Raw genomic sequence first — 20,165 nt, 5'->3', positions numbered from 1 at the left:
CTTACCTCAGAGTCTGTAGCGCAGTTCACAGTGATTTAAAAACCCGCTTTTCATCATTATTGCGCATCACCCGAGCTGGATTCCCCAACGCAATACCTTCTTCACGGATATCGTTAAAGACGACCGCACCCATACCGATAATAGCGTCATTACCTACAGTAATTTTCTGCTGTAAGACCGCACTCATGCCAATAAATACGCGATCGCCGATCACGACATTGCCACCAGTCGTAACAAACGTAGATATCACAACGTGATCGCCCACCTGAGCGTCGTGCCCCACGCTGGCGTTAGGTTGCATATAAACGTTACTGCCAAGCGTCACATCACAGGAAAGATAAACGCCTTTTGCGAGCACACAACCAGGCCCAACGCGGGTACATTCGGTAACGGTAACATCGGGATGAATAAGCGTGGCAAGTGCCAGGTGATGAGAGGCAGTTTTATCAGCGAGTTGCGCACGGAGTAACGGCTCGCCCACCGCAATAACCACTTCAATGTGCTGCGTCAGCGCCTGGTCAAAACTAACAACCGGGATACCTTTAACATCACGATTGGGCGAAATATCATCAATGAAAATCAGACCATCCCAACGATGAGCCTGTTTTTCAATCTGCTGAGCAAGAAGTAAGACTTCTCTTCCCAGTCCACCCGCACCATAGATCGCTAATTTCACTGTCTGCTTTACCTAACTCAAACTGAATAGCACTAATTTACCAGACCAGATTCAAGTTTCTGGCTGGGAATACCGTACGTTTTCTGTCGTTAATTAAGACATTGAATAATTCAGGAGGCAGTGAAAAGCAGGTAGTCAATGCATGGCTTTGCTGAAAAGGCTGGGGAAAGAGTGCTGTGATGCTGAACAGAATGATCGTGCTGCTCAGAAAATGGTGTTGTGCTGTCGCATCTGGCATGTGAGAAAGAGGGTCAACGTTCTGTCTGTCCCCTTTAAAAATAGTCTGGACGTAGGTATCTAATCTCCAGCCGGCCCTGTTGCTCAGTTGGGGTAAAGGAGACAAACATGCCAGATACGCGCACCTCTGGCATGTTTATTTATTAACATCCATAACTGCTGCTGAATCAGGCCACCGTTTTCATCTGGCTAACAGACAGGATGATCTCAATAATTTTGTTTTGATCGTCGACACTGAGGCTCGGATGTATCGGCAAACAAAGCACCTGATGAGACAGGCGCGTTGCCTCAGGCAGATTGCCAGGATGTGATGAAGCATAACTTTTATACATTGGAAATTCTGAAATGAGTGGGTAGAAATAGCGACGAACATAAATATCTTGTTGCTTAAATAATTGATACAGCGCATCGCGGCTCATTGGAAAATACTGCTCGTCGATAAACACGGCACAGTATGAGTAGTTCCATGTTAATCCTTGCGGAAGATGACTGAACGACAGCCCTTCCACCGAACCCAATGCCGCGACATATTTTTCGTAAACATCAGCCCGACGAGCAAATGCATTATCAAGATGCTTGAGCTGTAACAACCCAAATGCGGCCTGAACTTCATTCATTTTGCCGTTTATACCCGGAGCCACTACCGTAGTTTCGTCAGCGAAACCGAAATTTTTAAGAAAATCGATGCGGCGTTTAACACTTGCATTAGGGCAAACGATCGCCCCACCTTCAAATGTGTTAAATACTTTAGTGGCATGGAAACTAAGGATAGATAAATCACCATGATTCAGAACGCTTACTCCATCCTGCTTAACGCCAAAACAGTGAGCAGCATCGTAGATCACCTTCAAGCCATAATTGTCCGCGATACGCTGAATACCCTCTACATCGCAAGGAATGCCATAGCAGTGAACGGGAAGAATCGCACTGGTATTAGGTGTAATGGCGGCCTCAATTTTTGCCGGGTCCATGTTGCAGGTGACAGGATCAATATCGACAAAAATGGGCTTAATGCCGTTCCACAAAAGCGAGTGTGATGTCGCAACAAATGAATAGGGTGTCGTAATCACTTCCCCCGTCACACGTAACGCCTGTAAGGCGGTGACCAGCGCAAGTGTACCGTTAGCAAACAGGCAAATATGTTCAACACCCAGATACTCGGCGAGCGCTTTTTCTAACTCCTGATGGTAAGGCCCCCCATTCGTTAGCTGTTTGCTCTGCCAAATTTGTTCCAGATAGGGTAAAAACTCTTCAAGCGGCGGCAAAAGCGGGCTTGTTACGAGTACATTTTTCGATTGGCCATTATTTTGCATACTGTAAGCACCCGCTGTTAATTTTGCTTCATATAAAGAACCCGCCTCGCTGACTTACCGCTGTGGCACAGGTTCTTGTTATCCGTTATTTTTTGCTCAACCCTAATGCTTTAAACCAGCACGCTTTAGCGTCCTCGCTGTCGATAAGCGCAGAAAGTGAGGCCTGTAACTGGCTTGCAGTCTGTATGGTTTCGTCTGGCGCCTCACATCGCAAATGAATCGCCTTTTTCCAGGCATCTGCATTGTTTTTAACTTTCCAGCCCGGTAGTGAACACGCTAAAGAAGGCACATCACTGCTTACAGCTGGAATTGAGCACGCGGCTAACTGCATCAGGCAAAAATTATCTTTAAAACGGTTTTCATCAATGCTACTTCGCGGTACGACAGCGAAATCAATCGAAAGCGATGCCAGTTGCTTAACCAGACGACGCTCATCAAAATAACGATGTGTTTCAGCAATATAGGGCAACCACGCCTTGGGCGAGTCGCCCAGTATTATCCAGTCAAGTTGGTCTGAATAACTTACAATCGCAGCATCAAGCAGCTGGCAATCTTTTTCTTCCAGATAATGGGTGATACAAAGCACACGCGGTTTTGCGCTATGTTGCTGGTTTTCTCTATCATGACATTGCTCTGAAAGAATATTAGGCAGAATAACGGCCATTTTATGCCGCTTTTTGAGCCAATTGACATAAGCGCTACTTGACGTCAGCCAGGTGCTGATGAGTTCATTTTCAAATAGAATTTTGAGATTAAATCTGTTGATGTCATCACTGAGGGCATAGCTTATCTGGCAGGCGCTATGCTGTTTGAACTGTTTTACGCACTGGCAAAGATCGTTATTCACTTCTCCCGCGATCAGCAGCACATCGGGCTTTAATCTGTACAACTCAGGTGCCGTTGGAACACGTTCAAGCAGTAATAAATGAAGTGCGCACGCTGACGCAAGCATTTCCAGCGTTAAAATCAGACGTTGCACAGTAGCATCTTGTTGCCCACCGACAATCAAGACCACATTAGGTACGCCGTGGTGATGCAACGGATTCCAGCTGGCACTCAACGTTGTATCTGGCTGAAAGAGCCGTTGACTCAAGCTGTACCCAAGGCTGTAAACGGGATCCTGGGCAATAACCGCCAACCAGCGTTGGTAAAAAAGAGTGAGTTCTGATGAAGGTTGAGGCAAACACTCGGACGGATAGCCTGTGATGACATGATCTTTTGCTACCACACTGTAAGGCGTACAGATCGATAGATGCCCGGTTTCGCGAATGCGCAGCCCTAAGTCAAGACTGGCTAACAAGGGCTGAGTAAACTGTGTGTCAAATCCGCCAGTTTGTTGCCACAGGCTGTTGCGGATCAGTAAACAATCTTTACTCAGTGCCGAATAATCGCAATCGCTGAGCAGCCGCGAAAGGTTACCTGCACGGCCCCAGTTCTCACCATATCCCATCGGAAAAGCAAGGCCATTTATCCCTAAAAGATAACCCGCACAGACTATCTGATTATCAAAATTGATCAGTTGTGGCGCCACGCAACCGACTTCTGGACGAAGAGCGTGGTTTACCAGTCCCGTAAACCAGGTACTGCTGACGAAGGCGGTATTGGCATTGAGCAAGAGCAGGTATTCACTCGTTGCATGCTGACTCGCCCTGTTAATCGCCATCATGTCTGACCTTTCATGGCTTTCAACAATGTGGATTACGGCCGTATTGTTTTTTACCAGCCAGTCGAGCCAGGCTCGAATCTCGTCAGACGTGTGCGGTTGAACGACAACGCGCATCTCAAATGCCTGGGTTGGCATTTGCTGATAAAGTGTAGTGAAGCAGCGCTGGAGAGCGGGCAAATTATCTCCCGCTACCAAAATCACTGACAGTGAGAGCGTGATGTTCCTACCATATTGTATCTGCCACGGTTTGCCTGGCTGAGCAGTAGCACTTCCCTGATCAAATCCTCTCTGCAAAAGGTAACGCTGAAGCAGTTGCTGTTGCTCTTGAGACGCAGTAGCAGTGCAGACCTCTTTCGGTATCAGCGCTATGACATCCGATAAATGTCCGATAGCGCCAATATCAAACCGAATGAGTAGCTTTAAAATCGCATCAAGTTCAAAACAACGCTGATAGTCGGTGTCCAGACCGCCAATGGCCATAAGGGCTTCACGATGAAAGAAGCCGCGTTGCAAATAGAGATGTGGGGCGCTTAAAAAAAGATCCAGATTGAAAGCAGGTTTAAAGTGCGGGCTCAGCACACCATTGACTTCTTTAATCGCTTCGTCGGCATAGACCAGGGCCAGATGATGGATATCCTGTAATGCATCAATAGCCAGTCTTATACCCTGAGCACTGTAATCACATCCCGCGGGAATGAACTGAACCCAGTCAAATGCGTTTTGCTCTGCCAGGCTGTTAACGACGGACAGTAAACGTTCAGGAGGGCAATAATTTAAGGGCGAGTTCGGTTTAGTATTAGCTGAATCAGAGGAAACTATCACTATCTGACTGCCAATAGCGTGTTCAAATTGAGGCAGCAAAGTATTAAGTGTTTGCTGTATGTCACCGCCCTCATGCTGCTGTATAACAATCAGTAAGCGGGGGATGTTCTCAGGTGTTGCCGGCCATAATGTTTGCGGCACGCTGCGATGCTGTAACCAGTGGGTCAAACTGTGTTGCTGTTTTTCTGCATCCTTTTGCGCGGCCTGCTGTTGCGTCAATGCGACGAAACGCTCAAACTGACGCTGCCCCGTCTCCCGGCGCGCCAATATATTTTCCCGCATTTTGCCGAGGGTTTGACGCGCACGGGCAATCCCTTCCGCTGAGTTTTCTAGCGTGATACCAGCACCATCATTATCACGTATCGTGATCGTATTGATAGCAAGGTGCTCATAGCCTGCAGCCCTCAGTGCTACAACAGGGCTTCCGCACAAAATCGCCAGCGCACAGGTTCCAGACGACTCATAAGAGTAGAGAACGTTGGTCCGTTTTAGTAACTGTGCAAGTTCCGACAGGGTGAGCGGATTTTCCATTGACAAAATCTGTATGTCTGCTGGAAGCTGGCTGAAATCAACAGCCGATTTCGGGATGCGATTCAAATAAAGAACGTGCAAATCTTTATGCGGATTATCGTCACGGAACACATCAAGATCGTAAGCTTCAAGACACAGAATTTCAGGATTAACGGCTTTCTCTGCAAATTCACTGCGATACCAGAAAAAAAGATCGTCTGGGCCGGCTTCCAGCCTGTTTTTCATGATGATCCCTTCCCTGTTCAGCATATAACGAACACTAACTGGGGCAGATAACGGATTTCCGGAGGTAACTTCTGGATAAACGGCTATCCAGGGTTGGCCACTATTCTGAATATCATTCCATTGTTTTTCGTCCAGGCGCGGCGTATTCCATTCAGGATTAACTTCACAGTTCACCATCCAGGCTTTACCGCCTTGCTCATTTATCATATGACAGAGTCGATGCATGACCTGAATACCCAGTGAAGATTCACGATAATCAGGGGACAATAACAAGTAAGGGTAGGTAAATTTATCCATTCTGGTTTCAACCTGTACGGCGCGGTAACACTGTTAACGATATTGAAGGCACCTAAAGCACAATGACGCTTGCTGACTCTGTCATTGGCGATAACGCGGTGCCTGTTTATTCGGATGTTCAAACGCTACTGCGTTAACCAACCCTTTTGCCATTCATTCAGTCCATGCTCTCGCAGATACCAGTCCTGATGGACCGCCGCGCGAAGTTGATCGCCCAGATGATAAGTGGCCTCCATGTCGCCTAAGTGCGAGCGGATAGCGCCCATCCAGTCTTTAAACCGGTTTTCAACCAGGGTCACAGGCAATCCACAGCGATAAGGCTCGATACTGGTCGCGATAATGGGCACGCCGCAGGTGCCAATCTCCAGCAGCCTAAGGTTACTTTTGCATTCATTAAACTGGTTGATTTCAAGAGGAACCAGCGCCAGATCCAGGTTGAGGCTGGCGAGTTTTTCTGGATACATCTCAAAAGGCACGCCTGGATGGAATTCGCAGTGAACGCCCCGGGGCTTCATCCCCATGAACACCCATTCAACCTTATCTTCCAGCTCCTTGATAATTGGCAATAAAATTTGCAGATCGCCCGTGTGCGTGCTGCCGCCTGCCCAGCCGATACGCACCTTACGCCCGACACCACGTTGACTCAATAAGTGCCCCCACTGTGCTTCCGCCAGTCGGTTTTGCGCGATCCGTATATCGGCGTGAAAGCGGCTGTAAGCCTCAGCCAGTGGCGCCGTGGAAACGACAACCCAGTCTGCGGACTCCATCACTTTGCGAAGATTTTTGACGATCTGCTGGGGAAAGTGGTTGCGGTTGCCATTTTTTAACGGCACGTTCAGCAGGAAATCATCATATTCCACCACGATCTTCGCGTCGCTGACGTCCCGATACTGCTTCATAATTGAAGGGAAGCGGCTTCCACTTAATGACTCCAGCAAAATGATGTCTGGTTGCAGAAGCGCCACTTCCATGACGCCGGGAATCTGCTGGGTCATACCGCCTTCTAACAGCAGATTACTTTCCAGCGCTTTAAATGGCTGGACGATACGGTGATTGCCACATCCCTGCCAGTCAACGTGATGCGCTAACACAACCGGCAAGGGGCGCCCCGGTAACGGCTGCTGGAAACGCGCCGTTCCTGCGCCAAGCGTGAACGCTTTACCTGCCCGCTGCATTTGTTGATTATTGCTGGGATCCCGCAAGAGCATCGATCGCCATTGGCTGCGAAGCTTGCTGTAATCGTGAAGAAAAGGTCTTTCCTGCACATGGAATTTTTCCGTCATCAGTCGGGTTGCTCCGCCCATATGACGAACGCGCGACCATGGTGTCCAGACGTTCAGGTAACCTTGCTGTAAAGCGCGTAGGCCCAGATCAACATCCGCGAAATACAGGGGATACTCTTGTTCAGCAAATCCACCCAGACTAAAAAAGACCGATTTGCGAACCATCATGCAAGATGCGCTTACCGCGGCCAGGTTGTGCTCAGTTTGCAGATAACGCTGGAAGCCTCTGGCTTCACCATCAACCCCATCCCAGGGGCTGTCTACACCATTCTGTACGCCGAGCAGAAAGCCGCCATGCTGTATCCGGCCATCCTGATACTCCAGACGAGCGCCCGCCAAGGCAATTTCCGGACGCAAGGCATGTTCGAGCAGTGCATCAAGCCAGTCCGGATGGGTAATTTGGCAGTCGTTATTGAGAAACAGCAGTATGTCGCCTCGTGCCTGTTCCGCAGCACGATTATTTATGGCTGCAAAGTTGAACGGCGCGTCGTAGCGTAGGACCTTGATTTGTTCGATATTTAATTTTTCAAGATCGTTAAGAAATGCACACGCCTGTTCGTCCACTGACTGGTTATCAACAATCAGCAATTCATAATAGGGATAGCGCGTTTTCTCCATCAACGTATCAATACAGGTACGTAATAAGGCGGCGTGGTCGCGGGTGGGAATAATAATTGAAACCAGCGGTTTAGCATCCCAGTGATAACGCACCCGCATCGTGCCCAGATTCATCCCGGCGTCAAGTGATGCCGTAATCCCTAAACGTTGTAAATGTGCTTTAACAACGTCCTGATAGGCTGCGCTGTAATGGCTTTCCTCGAACCAGCGGCCGTTATCTTTACTGCTCTTTACCACCACTTCTGACAGATGACCAAGTGCACCCGGCCCTTGCTGTTCAATGCATTGCCAAAGAAGTTGATAAAGTCCGAGGGGATTCATTTCATCGGTGATCCCCCCTGCTGCCTGCGCCTTATGTTTGTCAAACATCAGCGTGCGGCCCACGTAAGGCGTGCTTCTTAACAGATCGATATTAGGCGCGGGTCGCAGTATGACGCCGGGTTCATTGTTTTCATCGTTAAAGCTCTCATCGCAATACCAGAAGGCGGTATCCGGATAGCGCAAACGGTGTTCAGCCATGAGCAACAAGGCATCCGGTAAAAGCTCATCTCCCGCCATGACAACAATAAATGCGGAAGGCGCACTTGTGTCTTTGAGCAAGTGGTTAAGTTCAGCCAGCCAGCCCTTTTCACATCGCGCAAAAGTTCCTTCATCTAAAACGACATCATCATCGCTTAATAAGCTTATTGTCGAGGGCGGCAGTGTTTGCTCCCTGACCGCAGCCAGAGAACGTTTGCAGTCAGCTGCGTTGCCTTTTTCATTAACGATGACGACGCCGATGTGACCACTTTCTGGAACGGCTCCAATAAACGAGAGTAATGCTGCCCGACGGGCGTCCGTAATACGCCTCTCTTTAAGCCACTGCTCTATAGAATAGTTTTTGTCTACCCATGACAACACTGACTGGCTATGGAAACGCAAAGCGTGATGCGCGCGTTCATCCATGGACCATTTTTTGGCTACAAGTGGCAGGCTAATGATTTTGTCGATGGCACAAGACAGGTCCCACTGATTCCGGAAGCGGTCTTCATTTGCAAGCGTCCACTGCAGTGCATCCTTGAAGCCACGTTTGAGTAATTCAATCCATTCATCCGCATCAGGACAAAACTGCAGGTTAACGACAGTAAAATGTGATTTATCGAACTCACTAAAATTATGCTCGCCTAAATAGCCTTCAACATAATTTGTAGAGGCGAGAAACACAGGAATACCGAGGATGAGTGATTTCGCCACAATCTCATCACTACCGATAACGGCATCATAATTATTGAGCCACTCAGGCTCAATACGGCTAACAGGCTGGCTGCAATCGAACCATTCCAGGCTAATTGCTTGTGCTTTGAGCTGCTGCTGCAGTTCATACATTTCGGCAGAAATATCAGGCGCAAAATAAAGCACCTTTTTCAATTCTGTGCGAATCCTACGCTGCCCGAATGCATTGAATGCAGGGGAGAAAGTATAGGGTAAAACCTCTACCTGACCGGGTAGAAGGCCGTTCTGGAGTAATCGCTCAGAGATCGCCGGCGACAGGCTGAGAGAGAGTGAAGCAAGCTGATTCTCAAGCTCAACGCCCCATGGCATATAAACATCGTGATAGTCGTAAAAATGCCGGAAAATAACGGGCGCGGTTCTGGAAAATAACCCAACAGAAGACAGGAGTTTCTGGCTAAAAAAACCTTTGTAAACCAGGATAAGCCCATACTCATCGGCCAAAGTGCCCAGCTTTTCGCTGATGATGCGAAAGTCTGGATTCTGTCTGAGCCTTTCCAGTTCAAATGACACCGTCTTACCGTACGTACTGGTAACGACGTCAACCTGCCATCCTAAGGACAAAAAAACATCAATGATATCGAGCGCTTCATTAACGTGAATGGAAAAGTGCTCGAATCTGTCGATGCTAATTAAAAGCCTGCTCATCTGATATCCTCTGGTTGTGCATCAGCAAAATCTGCACGCACATAGATCACCCATATCAGACTATTGTAGAAGTGTAAGCGACTAACTTAGCGGGACATTAGCTACAGTAAACCGGGCTAATTAAAGCGATTAAGCAAAAAAACGCCCTCAGAAATGAGGGCGTTTTTATTAATACAGGTTTTGCGGCGATTAACGCAGCAGAGACAGCATGGTCTGTGGTACCTGGTTGGCCTGGGCCAGTACAGAAGAACCGGCCTGCTGCAGGATCTGCGCACGGGACATGTTCGACACTTCCGTTGCGTAATCCGCATCCTGGATACGGCTGCGGGCCGCGGTCAGGTTGGTTACGGTGTTGTTCAGGTTGCTGATGGTGGACTCAAAACGGTTCTGAGACGCACCCAGCAGGCTGCGCTGGTTATCGACTGCTTTAATGGCAGCATCAATATCGGCCAGCGGCGCACCATCAGTGCTGCCACCGCTTGTTACGGTACCGCTCAGTACGTCAAAGCCTTCTGCAGCGGTAGTACGGGCGTTGCCATTGATAGTCTGACCTGTAGTCTGAGACGTCGCACCAGAGGTATTGAACAGGTTGAAACCGTTACTTGCGCTGATGGTGATACCGATGGTTTCACCGTCTTTGGCGCCAACCTGGAAGTTGTAGGTGCTGCTGCCTGAACCGGTGTTCAGCACTTTGATGCCGTTGAAGTCGGTCTGCTTGGTGACGCGGTCGATTTCCTGCATACGCTGGTTAACTTCAGCCTGAATCGAGTCGATGTCAGACGCTGAGTTAGAGCTGTTCTGTGCCTGAACGGTCAGGTCACGTACGCGCTGCAGGTTGTTGTTGACTTCGGTCAGCGCGCCTTCAGCGGTCTGTGACAGCGAGATACCGTCGTTGGCGTTACGGGCAGCAACGGTCAGGCCGTTGATGTTAGAGCTGAAGCGGTTGGCAATCGCCTGACCCGCTGCGTCATCTTTTGCACTGTTGATGCGCAGGCCGGAAGACAGGCGCTCAATCGCAGTACCCAGTGATGACTGAGATTTGGTCAGGTTATTCTGCGTAACCAGAGACAGGGTATTGGTATTAATAACTGCCATAATAATTATCCTTCATAAAAGAATTATAGGGTTCGGATTTGGCCTGCGGCTTCATCGCCTTCAATATTGTTATCGCCCCCCTGGCTTAAAACTTTATGCTTTAGTCTTTTTTTTTACCAAAGAGGACAACTGAAATTTGTTTACAAAAGGCTTCCCAGGTCAAGGTCGGGACGTACTGAAGCGTAAACTTACCGTATTCCTGGCAGCAGGCGCTCCCCTGCTCACTTTCCCCTGTATTAAAAAACGTTATTAAATAGGCGGTTATATTTTTTCGCCTATTTATTCCGTATTAAAACCTTTCACTTACTGGTTTTATTGAAAAGTGTCTCCGCTTTAATATGATGCCACCACCGAGACAAAATGTTATTTCTGCAATAAAGAAACATCGTGATATCTCAGTGCCTGTTCGGGCAACCTGTTTCAGCATTCCATCTTCAATAATCCATTCCCAGAAAGGCGTGATAATAACATTGCGTTAATAATTACTATTCATCATCTCATGTCAAACCGCTTCCCTTTTAAAAGCCAGTCGGCCTGAACATGAACGGATATAACGCAAGATGTCATAGCCGTGCCTGCCAGAACCACTTTCAGGAACGAATCAGCATCAGGATATGCACCTGTTTTAGCCCAGGCCCTCAACGCAGCATATTTCTGTCTATTCCCTTACGTCAGCGTTCGATACTCAACGCTGTGAGCTGACCTGCCAGAGACTCACCGACGTGAAATGCCGTATGAATCCCTCTAACATTCAAGCAAGCGTTTCACTTTTTCACCCACAGCCATGAAGACATCATGTTTTCAGGCAATAAAAAAACGCCCTCATCACTGAGGGCGTTTTTATTAATACAGGTTTTGCGGCGATTAACGCAGCAGAGACAGCATGGTCTGTGGAACCTGGTTGGCCTGGGCCAGTACAGAAGAGCCGGCCTGCTGCAGGATCTGCGCGCGGGACATGTTCGACACTTCCGTTGCGTAATCCGCATCCTGGATACGGCTGCGGGCCGCGGTCAGGTTGGTTACGGTGTTGTTCAGGTTGCTGATGGTGGACTCAAAACGGTTCTGAGACGCACCCAGCAGGCTGCGCTGGTTGTCGACCGCTTTGATCGCTTTATCGATATCGGCCAGCGGCGTGGTGCCTGCTGCTGCACCACCAGTACCACCGGTGACGGCACCTTTCAGCACGTCGAAACCGATCGCTGAAGTGGTACGCGCGTTGCCGTTTACAGTGTCGCCCGAGGTCATTGCGCGGGTGTTCTGGGTGGTACCAGACTGACCGGCTGAGGCCAGGTCAAAACCGTCGCTTGCGCTGATGGTGATACCGATGGTTTCACCGTCTTTGGCGCCAACCTGGAAGTTGTAGGTGCTGCTGCCTGAACCGGTGTTCAGCACTTTGATGCCGTTGAAGTCGGTCTGCTTGGTGACGCGGTCGATTTCCTGCATACGCTGGTTAACTTCAGCCTGAATCGAGTCGATGTCAGACGCTGAGTTAGAGCTGTTCTGTGCCTGAACGGTCAGGTCACGTACGCGCTGCAGGTTGTTGTTGACTTCGGTCAGCGCGCCTTCAGCGGTCTGCGACAGAGAGATACCGTCGTTGGCGTTGCGGGCAGCAACGGTCAGGCCGTTGATGTTAGAGCTGAAGCGGTTAGCGATCGCTTCGCCGGCTGCATCGTCTTTTGCGCTGTTGATGCGCAGGCCGGAAGACAGGCGCTCAATCGCAGTACCCAGTGAAGACTGAGATTTGCTCAGGTTGTTCTGAGTAACCAGAGACAGGGTATTGGTATTAATAACTGCCATAATAATTATCCTTTATATAAAAATTACAGGGTTTGGATTCGGCCTGCGGCTTCATCACCTTCAATATTGTTATCGCCCGTCATGAGCAAAACTTTACGCAGGACACGGTTTTTTTTAATCGTCTGTTGGAAAACCTGTTGAGATGGAATCTCAGGCGTAGCTGAATAACCTCATCAGCAACATAAAGGCCATTGCGCTGTTCCGCATTGGGCTATGAATGCCCGACACAAAAAGCAATGGATGAGGGAAAAGCAAAACGGGAGCAAACACGTTTGAGAAGAATATTTATATGACACAAATGAAAAACGCCTTCATAACTGAAGGCGTTTTTGTTAATACAGGTTTTGCGGCGATTAACGCAGCAGAGACAGCATGGTCTGTGGAACCTGGTTGGCCTGGGCCAGTACAGAAGAGCCGGCCTGCTGCAGGATCTGCGCGCGGGACATGTTCGACACTTCCGTTGCGTAATCCGCATCCTGGATACGGCTGCGGGCCGCGGTCAGGTTGGTTACGGTGTTGTTCAGGTTGCTGATGGTGGACTCAAAACGGTTCTGAGACGCACCCAGCAGGCTGCGCTGGTTGTCGACCGCTTTGATCGCTTTATCAATGTCGGCCAGCGGCGTGGTACCTGCTGCTGCACCACCAGTACCACCGGTAACGGCACCTTTCAGCACGTCGAAACCGATCGCTGAAGTGGTACGCGCGTTGCCGTTTACAGTGTCGCCCGTGGTCATTGCGCGGGTGTTCTGGGTGGTACCAGTCTGACCGGCTGAGGCCAGGTCAAAACCGTCGCTTGCGCTGATGGTGATACCGATGGTTTCACCGTCTTTGGCGCCAACCTGGAAGTTGTAGGTGCTGCTGCCTGAACCGGTGTTCAGCACTTTGATGCCGTTGAAGTCGGTCTGCTTGGTGACGCGGTCGATTTCCTGCATACGCTGGTTAACTTCAGCCTGAATCGAGTCGATGTCAGACGCTGAGTTAGAGCTGTTCTGTGCCTGAACGGTCAGGTCACGTACGCGCTGCAGGTTGTTGTTGACTTCGGTCAGCGCGCCTTCAGCGGTCTGCGACAGAGAGATACCGTCGTTGGCGTTGCGGGCAGCAACGGTCAGGCCGTTGATGTTAGAGCTGAAGCGGTTAGCGATCGCTTCGCCGGCTGCATCGTCTTTCGCGCTGTTAATACGCAGGCCGGAAGACAGACGCTCAATGGCAGTGCCCAGTGAAGACTGAGATTTGCTCAGGTTGTTCTGAGTAACCAGAGACAGGGTATTGGTATTAATGACTGCCATGATGAATGTCCTTTAATAAGAAAGTCAGGGTCAGGTATTTGGCCTGCGGCTTTATCGCCTTCAATATTGTTATCGCCCGCTCTGGTTGAAACTTTAATTCTTCGTGTCGTTTTTTTATTACTTTGCCGTAAAAACCTAAGTCTGTGCTGCTAAAGCGGACATCACTTCGTACAAAAAGAGCCTCAAAACGCTGTTCAATACCTTACCGCGCGCCTAAATCCGTTGAGGTTGTGATCAGCCTGCCGCGGCAATAAAAAAAACGCCCTCATTGCTGAGGGCGTTTTTATTAATACAGGTTTTGCGGCGATTAACGCAGCAGAGACAGCATGGTCTGTGGAACCTGGTTGGCCTGGGCCAGTACAGAAGAGCCGGCCTGCTGCAGGATCTGCGCGCGGGACATGTTCGACACTTCCGTTGCGTAATCCGCATCCTGGATACGGCTGCGGGCCGCGGTCAGGTTGGTTACGGTGTTGTTCAGGTTGCTGATGGTGGACTCAAAACGGTTCTGAGACGCACCCAGCAGGCTGCGCTGGTTGTCGACCGCTTTGATCGCTTTATCGATATCGGCCAGCGGCGTGGTGCCTGCTGCTGCACCACCAGTACCACCGGTGACGGCACCTTTCAGCACGTCGAAACCGATCGCTGAAGTGGTACGCGCGTTGCCGTTTACAGTGTCGCCCGAGGTCATTGCGCGGGTGTTCTGGGTGGTACCAGACTGACCGGCTGAGGCCAGGTCAAAACCGTCGCTTGCGCTGATGGTGATACCGATGGTTTCACCGTCTTTGGCGCCAACCTGGAAGTTGTAGGTGCTGCTGCCTGAACCGGTGTTCAGCACTTTGATGCCGTTGAAGTCGGTCTGCTTGGTGACGCGGTCGATTTCCTGCATACGCTGGTTAACTTCAGCCTGAATCGAGTCGATGTCAGACGCTGAGTTAGAGCTGTTCTGTGCCTGAACGGTCAGGTCACGTACGCGCTGCAGGTTGTTGTTGACTTCGGTCAGCGCGCCTTCAGCGGTCTGCGACAGAGAGATACCGTCGTTGGCGTTGCGGGCAGCAACGGTCAGGCCGTTGATGTTAGAGCTGAAGCGGTTAGCGATCGCTTCGCCGGCTGCATCGTCTTTTGCGCTGTTGATGCGCAGGCCGGAAGACAGGCGCTCAATCGCAGTACCCAGTGAAGACTGAGATTTGCTCAGGTTGTTCTGAGTAACCAGAGACAGGGTGTTAGTGTTAATCACTGCCATGATGTTTTTCCTTTAAAAATTGAGCCAGATTAAGGCGTCTGAATTCGGTTTGCTCACCGACAACCTGATTATCGTCAGCCTCTGAGCAACCTTTAGGGAAAAATTTCAGGAATTTTCTGGCAGGCAAATCCGCGAAGACAATTAAAGAAGCGTCCTTTATTGGCGCATTAAATTTATCAAAAACAGGCTAATCTTTTGCCACTCGCTGCCGATACCCAATCTACTTAGCGTATAACCCGTAAAGGATTAACCCATGGCAAGTATAAGTTCACTCGGTGCTGGTACTAACCTCGATCTCAATACTCTGTACACGAGTCTGGAAACAGCTGAACAGACTAAGCTGACGCCAATTACTAAGCAACAGTCCTCTTACAATGCCCAGCTTACCGCCTGGGGCGTGGTGAAAACAGGCCTGTCAAAATTCCAGACCGCTGCTGCGGCATTGCAAAATGCATCGACTATTGCCGCCACTAAAGTGACCAGCACAAACACCGCGTTTACTGCCACGCTGGCGAGTAAAGCCTCCGCAGGTAACTATTCTGTAGAAGTGAGCCAGCTGGCCTCTTCTCAGTCCCTGCTGTCTAAAGCTGCCACCAGTAAAGATACCGATCTGGGCGATCAGAGCCTGGCTTCACGCACCATTACCATCTCGCAGTCCGGTCAAAAATCACCGCTAACCGTGACACTGACCAAGGATCAAACCAGCCTGGCTGATATTCGCGATGCGATTAATAAGCAGCAAGGCAGCGTCAACGCGAGCATCATTAAAGCCGATGATAATACCTATTATCTGTCCCTGACTGCGCGTGACAGCGGCACGGCGAATGCCATGACGGTAAGCTCAAATGATGGCAGTCTGTCGCAGTATATTAATTACAGTCAGGGCGGCAGCAGTAACGCGATGACCGAACAGGTTGCCGCAAAAGATGCACAGTTAAAGATTAACGGCGTGTCGATCACACGCAGCAGCAATACCATTACTGATGCCCCCGAAGGCGTCACGCTCAACCTGACGAAAACCACCGCAGCGAATACGCCAGAAACCTTAACGGTGGCCACGGATAATCAGCCCATGACCGCGGCGATTCAGGCCTACGTTGATGCGTACAATTCGCTGCAGACCACGATCGGTAATCAAACGAAATACACTGCCGTTAAAGCGGGTGAGTCGCAGAGTACGGGCAATGGGGATTTGTTAGGGGATAACACGCTGCGTAATATTCAGACCAGCCTGCGCAGTCAGTTATCCAGCGCACAGTCTGGCGGCAGCCTGACCACCCTGTCACAGCTCGGCATCACGCAGGATGTCAACGGCAAGCTGACCGTAGACAGCACCAAGCTGAATAACGCCCTGACCAATCAGCCGACAGATGTTCTGAACTTTTTGACGGGTGACGGTAAAACCACCGGTTTTGCAACCCAAACCAATAACAAGCTGACACAAATTCTGGCCAGCGACGGACAGGTACAAAATGCCACCAACGGCATTAATACGTCACTGAAAAAGCTGTCGGATCAATATGACAATGTGAACAGCCAAATCGCTGCAACGATGGCGCGTTATAAAACGCAGTTCACCAGCCTGTCAACGCTCGTCAGCTCTATGACGCAGACCGGCAACTATCTGACCCAGCAGTTCGCTAAACTATAACAGGAGTGGTAAGCATGTACGCTAAGTCCGGTACCCAGGCCTATGCCCAGGTCGGCGTGGAGAGCGCGGTGTTAAGCGCCAGCCCGCACCAGCTGGTTGTGATGCTGTTTGATGGCGCGCTGAGCGCCATGAAAAAAGCAGCTATCTTAATTGAGCAAGGCGATATCCCGGGTAAAGGAAACGCCTTATCTAAAGCCATTAATATCATCACTAATGGCTTACGTGCAGGCCTGAATCATGAAGTAGGCGGTGAGATTTCTGCCAACCTTGATAACCTGTATGAATATATGACCCGCCGTTTGTTACAGGCCAACCTCAATAATGACGTTGAAGCCATTGCAGAAGTCGAAGGCTTGCTGAATAACATCGCCGATGCCTGGAAACAGATTGGTCCTAACTATCAGCCACAGCAGGATACGTTTTAATGAGTCACCCACTCGCGCTGCTAAAAGAGTATCAGGAATTACTCACGCTCAGTAATGCTATGCTGGAAAATGCCAGACAAGGGCAATGGGAGGCATTACTGAGTTGTGAATCCACCTATGTTAGCAGCGTCGAGCGTGTGGCTCGTGATAACGATGCCGGTGTGCTTTCGGCGTTACAACGGGCACAGATTCGCCCCGTACTTGAGCAAATTCTCAATAACGAAACTACGCTGAAAACCTTATTAGGTGAGCGCATGCAAGAGCTGCGCTCTCTGGTCACGACGTCAACGCAGCAACAGAACATTATGACCTCTTACGGTAATATGGCAGGCAATATTCTTTATCCTAAAGAGCAGTAAAGCCCGGCTTTAGCGGGTGGAAACTATATTTTTAATTCACCCGCGTAATTTCTCCACTCTTATCCCATACTTCCAGTTCCCTCTCCTCTGACTGGAAACGCGTCATGCACAACCCAACCCTATTGCAGTTTTTCCACTGGTATTATCCCGATGGCAGCAAACTGTGGCCGGAAGTTACGGAAAAAGCCTCACTGCTCAATGATATAGGCATCAACATGGTATGGCTCCCCCCCTGTTATAAGGGTGAATCCGGTGGCTATTCGGTGGGTTATGACAGCTATGATTTGTTCGATTTAGGCGAGTTCGAACAAAAAGGCAGTAAAGCCACAAAATACGGTGATAAACAGCAATTACTGGATGCGGTAAATGCGTTACGCAGTCACGATATCGGCGTACTGCTGGATGTTGTGGTGAACCATAAAATGGGCGCTGACGAAAAAGAGCAGATTCGGGTCAATCGGGTTAATCCCGATAATCGCGATGAAATATACCCTGATGTTATAGAGTGTGAAGCCTGGACACGATTTAACTTCCCTGCCCGGGCAGGACAGTATTCTAAATTCATCTGGGACTATAAATGTTTCAGCGGTGTCGATCATATTGAAAACCCCGATGAAAATGGCGTTTTTAAGATCATCAACGATTACACCGCAGAGGGCTGGAACGACCAGGTAGACAGCGAGCTCGGTAATTTCGATTACCTGATGGGTGCCAATATTGACTTCCGTAATAATGCCGTAAGCGAAGAGCTTAAATACTGGGCGCGCTGGGTGATGGAACAGGTGCCCTGCACCGGATTCCGACTGGATGCCGTAAAACATATCCCGGCGTGGTTTTATAAAGCGTGGATCGACCACGTTCAGGAAGTCGCCAACGAACCTTTATTTATCGTGGCGGAATACTGGTCTTTTGAAACCGACAAACTGCAGGAATATATCCACCAGGTTGACGGCAAAACGATGCTCTTTGATGCACCACTGCATATGAACTTTCATCAGGCCTCTAAAGCGGGCAGCGCCTACGACTTGAGCAAAATCTTTGATAACTCACTGGTTCTGGCCGATCCCTGGCATGCCGTAACCATCGTCGCAAACCACGATACGCAACCGTTACAGTCGCTGGAAGCCCCTGTTGAAGCCTGGTTTAAACCGCTCGCTTACGCGCTTATTCTATTACGTGAGCAAGGTGTACCGACAGTGTTCTATCCCGATCTTTTCGGTGCCAGCTATCAGGATGAGGGCGGTGATGGCGACGTTCACCAGGTCGATATGCCCGTTATTCCCGAACTCGAAGGTCTGATCCGAGCCCGCCAGCTATTTGGCTGGGGCGCACAAACCGATTATTTCGATCATCCAAACTGTGTAGCCTTTAGCCGAAGCGGCACGGCGGAAAAGCCCGGTTGCGTGGTGATCATGTCAAACGGTGAGGCGGGAGAAAAACATATTGCGATGGGCGAAGGCTATGCCGGAAAAGTGTGGCGTGACTATCTTGGGCATAAGTCAGAGACCATTACCACCGATGATAATGGCAGCGCGCTGTTTAGCTGTAATGGTGGCAGCGTGAGCGTCTGGGTTGTTGAAGCATAAACAGAGGTTGCCAACGCCACCAGATTGACTGATTCACCCGTGTGACTATGCTGAGTGCGGTCTCTGGACCGCATTCAGCCAATTATTTTGCTAATGCCGGCCGCATAATTTCAGGCTCGATATTTTGAATAACGTCGGCATTAGGCTGTTTTGCCACTTCCTGCTCTGCTTTCTGGCATTCAACGGTCGGCTTTTCGACCTTGCGCAGGGTAAGACCATCGTATTCCAGCTCACCGTTATCGACGTCCAGCGGCATTACCCGCACCTGACGCGTCACATTGACATAATCGCCATTGAGTTGCGTCAGCTTGCCTGGTTTTGCAATGACACGCTGCCACTGGCGGCAATCCAGAGTGCTGCCATCGGCATTGACGATCAGACTGGCAATCGCCTTATCGCTAATCAGATCGCTTTGTGGCCCTACTGTCTGCCAGTTACCCTGCAAATTTGCCGGAGCAGGCGTTTGCACCGCACTCTCATAACTATTGATTTGTGCGCAGCCACTCAGCGCCAGAGTGGCAATCAGCATCCAGTTTTTCATTTTTTAATCCCTAAAATCCGGTCAATGGCGGCTACGTTATAATTTTTACGGTAAGGTGCGCAAGCTATCTGAATGCTGCCCTCAGCGTAAAACTGCATTTTCTGACGCTTTCATCGCGCACGGGCAACATTTATCAATATCAGCACCGCGAACTGACCGTTTTTCATCCTGCCCTGCTTAGCCTGACAAGCCAGACGCAACAGGCTACACTGTCGCCCTGCACTACCTATCAGGAAACCTGCAATGAAAACTCCAGAAGCTTATTACGCCGAGGCTCGCGCCCTGTTTTTTACCGCCCACGCGGATTTCCAGGCAGCATTAGACGAACTCACAGAGAGCGATGCCCGCGCCGCCAATATGTCACTGCGTGAACTACGTGAATGGCATGCTGAACGCATCTACGCGGCTTTTTTACGCCAGAAGAACCTTGATGGTATGATTTTCTCGATCCAGCTGGCTGAGCCGGATAAAGCCGTCGCTGCCGAGGCCATAGAACGTTATCTCAGATCGCATGCGGAATCACTGGGAATGAGCTGGGAAGAATTCTGTATTAAAAATGAACTGTAGTGAGCAGGTCTTAACGGGACAATGAAAATACAG

At 49.8% G+C, this 20,165-nt stretch carries 14 protein-coding genes; 5 read left to right on the top strand and 9 right to left on the bottom strand.

All coding sequences use genetic code 11. The annotated features are described in order from the left end of the window. Positions 1–25 precede the first annotated feature (25 nt). The 8 genes from NXS97_RS22320 to NXS97_RS22285 all read right to left on the bottom strand — a co-directional run bounded on the left by NXS97_RS22320 (position 26) and on the right by NXS97_RS22285 (position 15,003). Positions 26–676 carry a NeuD/PglB/VioB family sugar acetyltransferase gene (locus tag NXS97_RS22320; protein ID WP_116219779.1) on the bottom strand — a complete coding sequence of 217 codons (651 nt, stop codon included), beginning with the start codon at positions 674–676 and terminating at the stop codon, positions 26–28. 404 nt (positions 677–1,080) lie between these two features. Next, positions 1,081–2,226, bottom strand: a complete 1,146-nt coding sequence (locus tag NXS97_RS22315) for a DegT/DnrJ/EryC1/StrS aminotransferase family protein (protein WP_013026154.1) — start codon at positions 2,224–2,226, stop codon at positions 1,081–1,083. An 85-nt stretch (positions 2,227–2,311) separates the two neighbouring features. After that, positions 2,312–5,767, bottom strand: a complete 3,456-nt coding sequence (locus tag NXS97_RS22310; protein ID WP_240678559.1) for a glycosyltransferase — start codon at positions 5,765–5,767, stop codon at positions 2,312–2,314. A gap of 125 nt (positions 5,768–5,892) precedes the next feature. Further along, entirely contained in the window at positions 5,893–9,585 is a 3,693-nt protein-coding gene (locus NXS97_RS22305) for a glycosyltransferase (RefSeq protein WP_028715248.1), read from the bottom strand. Between the two features lie 189 nt (positions 9,586–9,774). Beyond that, on the bottom strand, positions 9,775–10,680 hold the full coding sequence (locus NXS97_RS22300) for a flagellin (protein WP_259232802.1): 906 nt from the start codon (positions 10,678–10,680) through the stop codon (positions 9,775–9,777). Positions 10,681–11,544: 864 nt separating this feature from the next. Then, entirely contained in the window at positions 11,545–12,477 is a 933-nt protein-coding gene (locus NXS97_RS22295) for a flagellin (RefSeq protein WP_105079421.1), read from the bottom strand. A 353-nt stretch (positions 12,478–12,830) separates the two neighbouring features. Then, complete coding sequence (locus NXS97_RS22290) at positions 12,831–13,763, bottom strand: flagellin (RefSeq protein ID WP_014593939.1); 933 nt, start codon at positions 13,761–13,763, stop codon at positions 12,831–12,833. A gap of 307 nt (positions 13,764–14,070) precedes the next feature. Beyond that, the gene (locus NXS97_RS22285) at positions 14,071–15,003 is read right to left on the bottom strand and encodes a flagellin (protein ID WP_105079421.1); all 933 of its coding nucleotides are present in this window, start codon (positions 15,001–15,003) and stop codon (positions 14,071–14,073) included. A gap of 253 nt (positions 15,004–15,256) precedes the next feature. On the opposite strand from NXS97_RS22285, the gene fliD reads away from it, so the two are divergent. From fliD to amyA, 4 genes are all read left to right on the top strand, one after another. Next, positions 15,257–16,654 carry a flagellar filament capping protein FliD gene (gene fliD / locus NXS97_RS22280; protein ID WP_014593941.1) on the top strand — a complete coding sequence of 466 codons (1,398 nt, stop codon included), beginning with the start codon at positions 15,257–15,259 and terminating at the stop codon, positions 16,652–16,654. A 14-nt stretch (positions 16,655–16,668) separates the two neighbouring features. Continuing rightward, positions 16,669–17,079 (top strand): flagellar export chaperone FliS, encoded by a 411-nt coding sequence (gene fliS / locus NXS97_RS22275; RefSeq protein WP_014605569.1) that lies wholly within the window; start codon positions 16,669–16,671, stop codon positions 17,077–17,079. Further along, on the top strand, positions 17,079–17,438 hold the full coding sequence (fliT, locus tag NXS97_RS22270; protein WP_013026163.1) for a flagellar protein FliT: 360 nt from the start codon (positions 17,079–17,081) through the stop codon (positions 17,436–17,438). The genes fliS and fliT overlap by 1 nt, the downstream gene beginning before the upstream one ends. Before the next feature lie 104 nt (positions 17,439–17,542). After that, entirely contained in the window at positions 17,543–19,024 is a 1,482-nt protein-coding gene (gene amyA, locus NXS97_RS22265; protein WP_014593942.1) for an alpha-amylase, read from the top strand. Positions 19,025–19,106: 82 nt separating this feature from the next. Here amyA and yedD read toward each other — a convergent pair whose 3' ends face one another. Next, complete coding sequence (gene yedD, locus NXS97_RS22260; protein WP_014593943.1) at positions 19,107–19,565, bottom strand: lipoprotein YedD; 459 nt, start codon at positions 19,563–19,565, stop codon at positions 19,107–19,109. A 243-nt stretch (positions 19,566–19,808) separates the two neighbouring features. Here yedD and NXS97_RS22255 point away from each other — a divergent pair, with 243 nt between their 5' ends. Further along, the gene (locus NXS97_RS22255; RefSeq protein ID WP_014605568.1) at positions 19,809–20,132 is read left to right on the top strand and encodes a DUF6388 family protein; all 324 of its coding nucleotides are present in this window, start codon (positions 19,809–19,811) and stop codon (positions 20,130–20,132) included. Positions 20,133–20,165 lie beyond the last annotated feature (33 nt).

It is taken from the genome of Pantoea sp. B623 (assembly GCF_024814475.1).
Classification (GTDB): Bacteria; Pseudomonadota; Gammaproteobacteria; order Enterobacterales; family Enterobacteriaceae; genus Pantoea; species Pantoea ananatis.
Note: the sequence above shows the minus strand (reverse complement) of the source record. Positions and strands in the feature narration are given on the sequence as shown.

Excerpts from the sequence above, each read along its gene's own strand:
- NXS97_RS22300 (WP_259232802.1), bottom strand. The coding sequence starts at position 10,680 with ATGGCAGTTATTAATACCAATACCCTGTCTCTGGTTACGCAGAATAAC.
- fliS (WP_014605569.1), top strand. The coding sequence starts at position 16,669 with ATGTACGCTAAGTCCGGTACCCAGGCCTATGCCCAGGTCGGCGTGGAG.
- amyA (WP_014593942.1), top strand. The coding sequence starts at position 17,543 with ATGCACAACCCAACCCTATTGCAGTTTTTCCACTGGTATTATCCCGAT.
- NXS97_RS22295 (WP_105079421.1), bottom strand. The coding sequence starts at position 12,477 with ATGGCAGTTATTAATACCAATACCCTGTCTCTGGTTACTCAGAACAAC.
- yedD (WP_014593943.1), bottom strand. The coding sequence starts at position 19,565 with ATGAAAAACTGGATGCTGATTGCCACTCTGGCGCTGAGTGGCTGCGCA.
- NXS97_RS22255 (WP_014605568.1), top strand. The coding sequence starts at position 19,809 with ATGAAAACTCCAGAAGCTTATTACGCCGAGGCTCGCGCCCTGTTTTTT.
- NXS97_RS22305 (WP_028715248.1), bottom strand. The coding sequence starts at position 9,585 with ATGAGCAGGCTTTTAATTAGCATCGACAGATTCGAGCACTTTTCCATT.
- fliT (WP_013026163.1), top strand. The coding sequence starts at position 17,079 with ATGAGTCACCCACTCGCGCTGCTAAAAGAGTATCAGGAATTACTCACG.
- NXS97_RS22285 (WP_105079421.1), bottom strand. The coding sequence starts at position 15,003 with ATGGCAGTGATTAACACTAACACCCTGTCTCTGGTTACTCAGAACAAC.
- NXS97_RS22310 (WP_240678559.1), bottom strand. The coding sequence starts at position 5,767 with ATGGATAAATTTACCTACCCTTACTTGTTATTGTCCCCTGATTATCGT.
- NXS97_RS22315 (WP_013026154.1), bottom strand. The coding sequence starts at position 2,226 with ATGCAAAATAATGGCCAATCGAAAAATGTACTCGTAACAAGCCCGCTT.
- NXS97_RS22290 (WP_014593939.1), bottom strand. The coding sequence starts at position 13,763 with ATGGCAGTCATTAATACCAATACCCTGTCTCTGGTTACTCAGAACAAC.
- fliD (WP_014593941.1), top strand. The coding sequence starts at position 15,257 with ATGGCAAGTATAAGTTCACTCGGTGCTGGTACTAACCTCGATCTCAAT.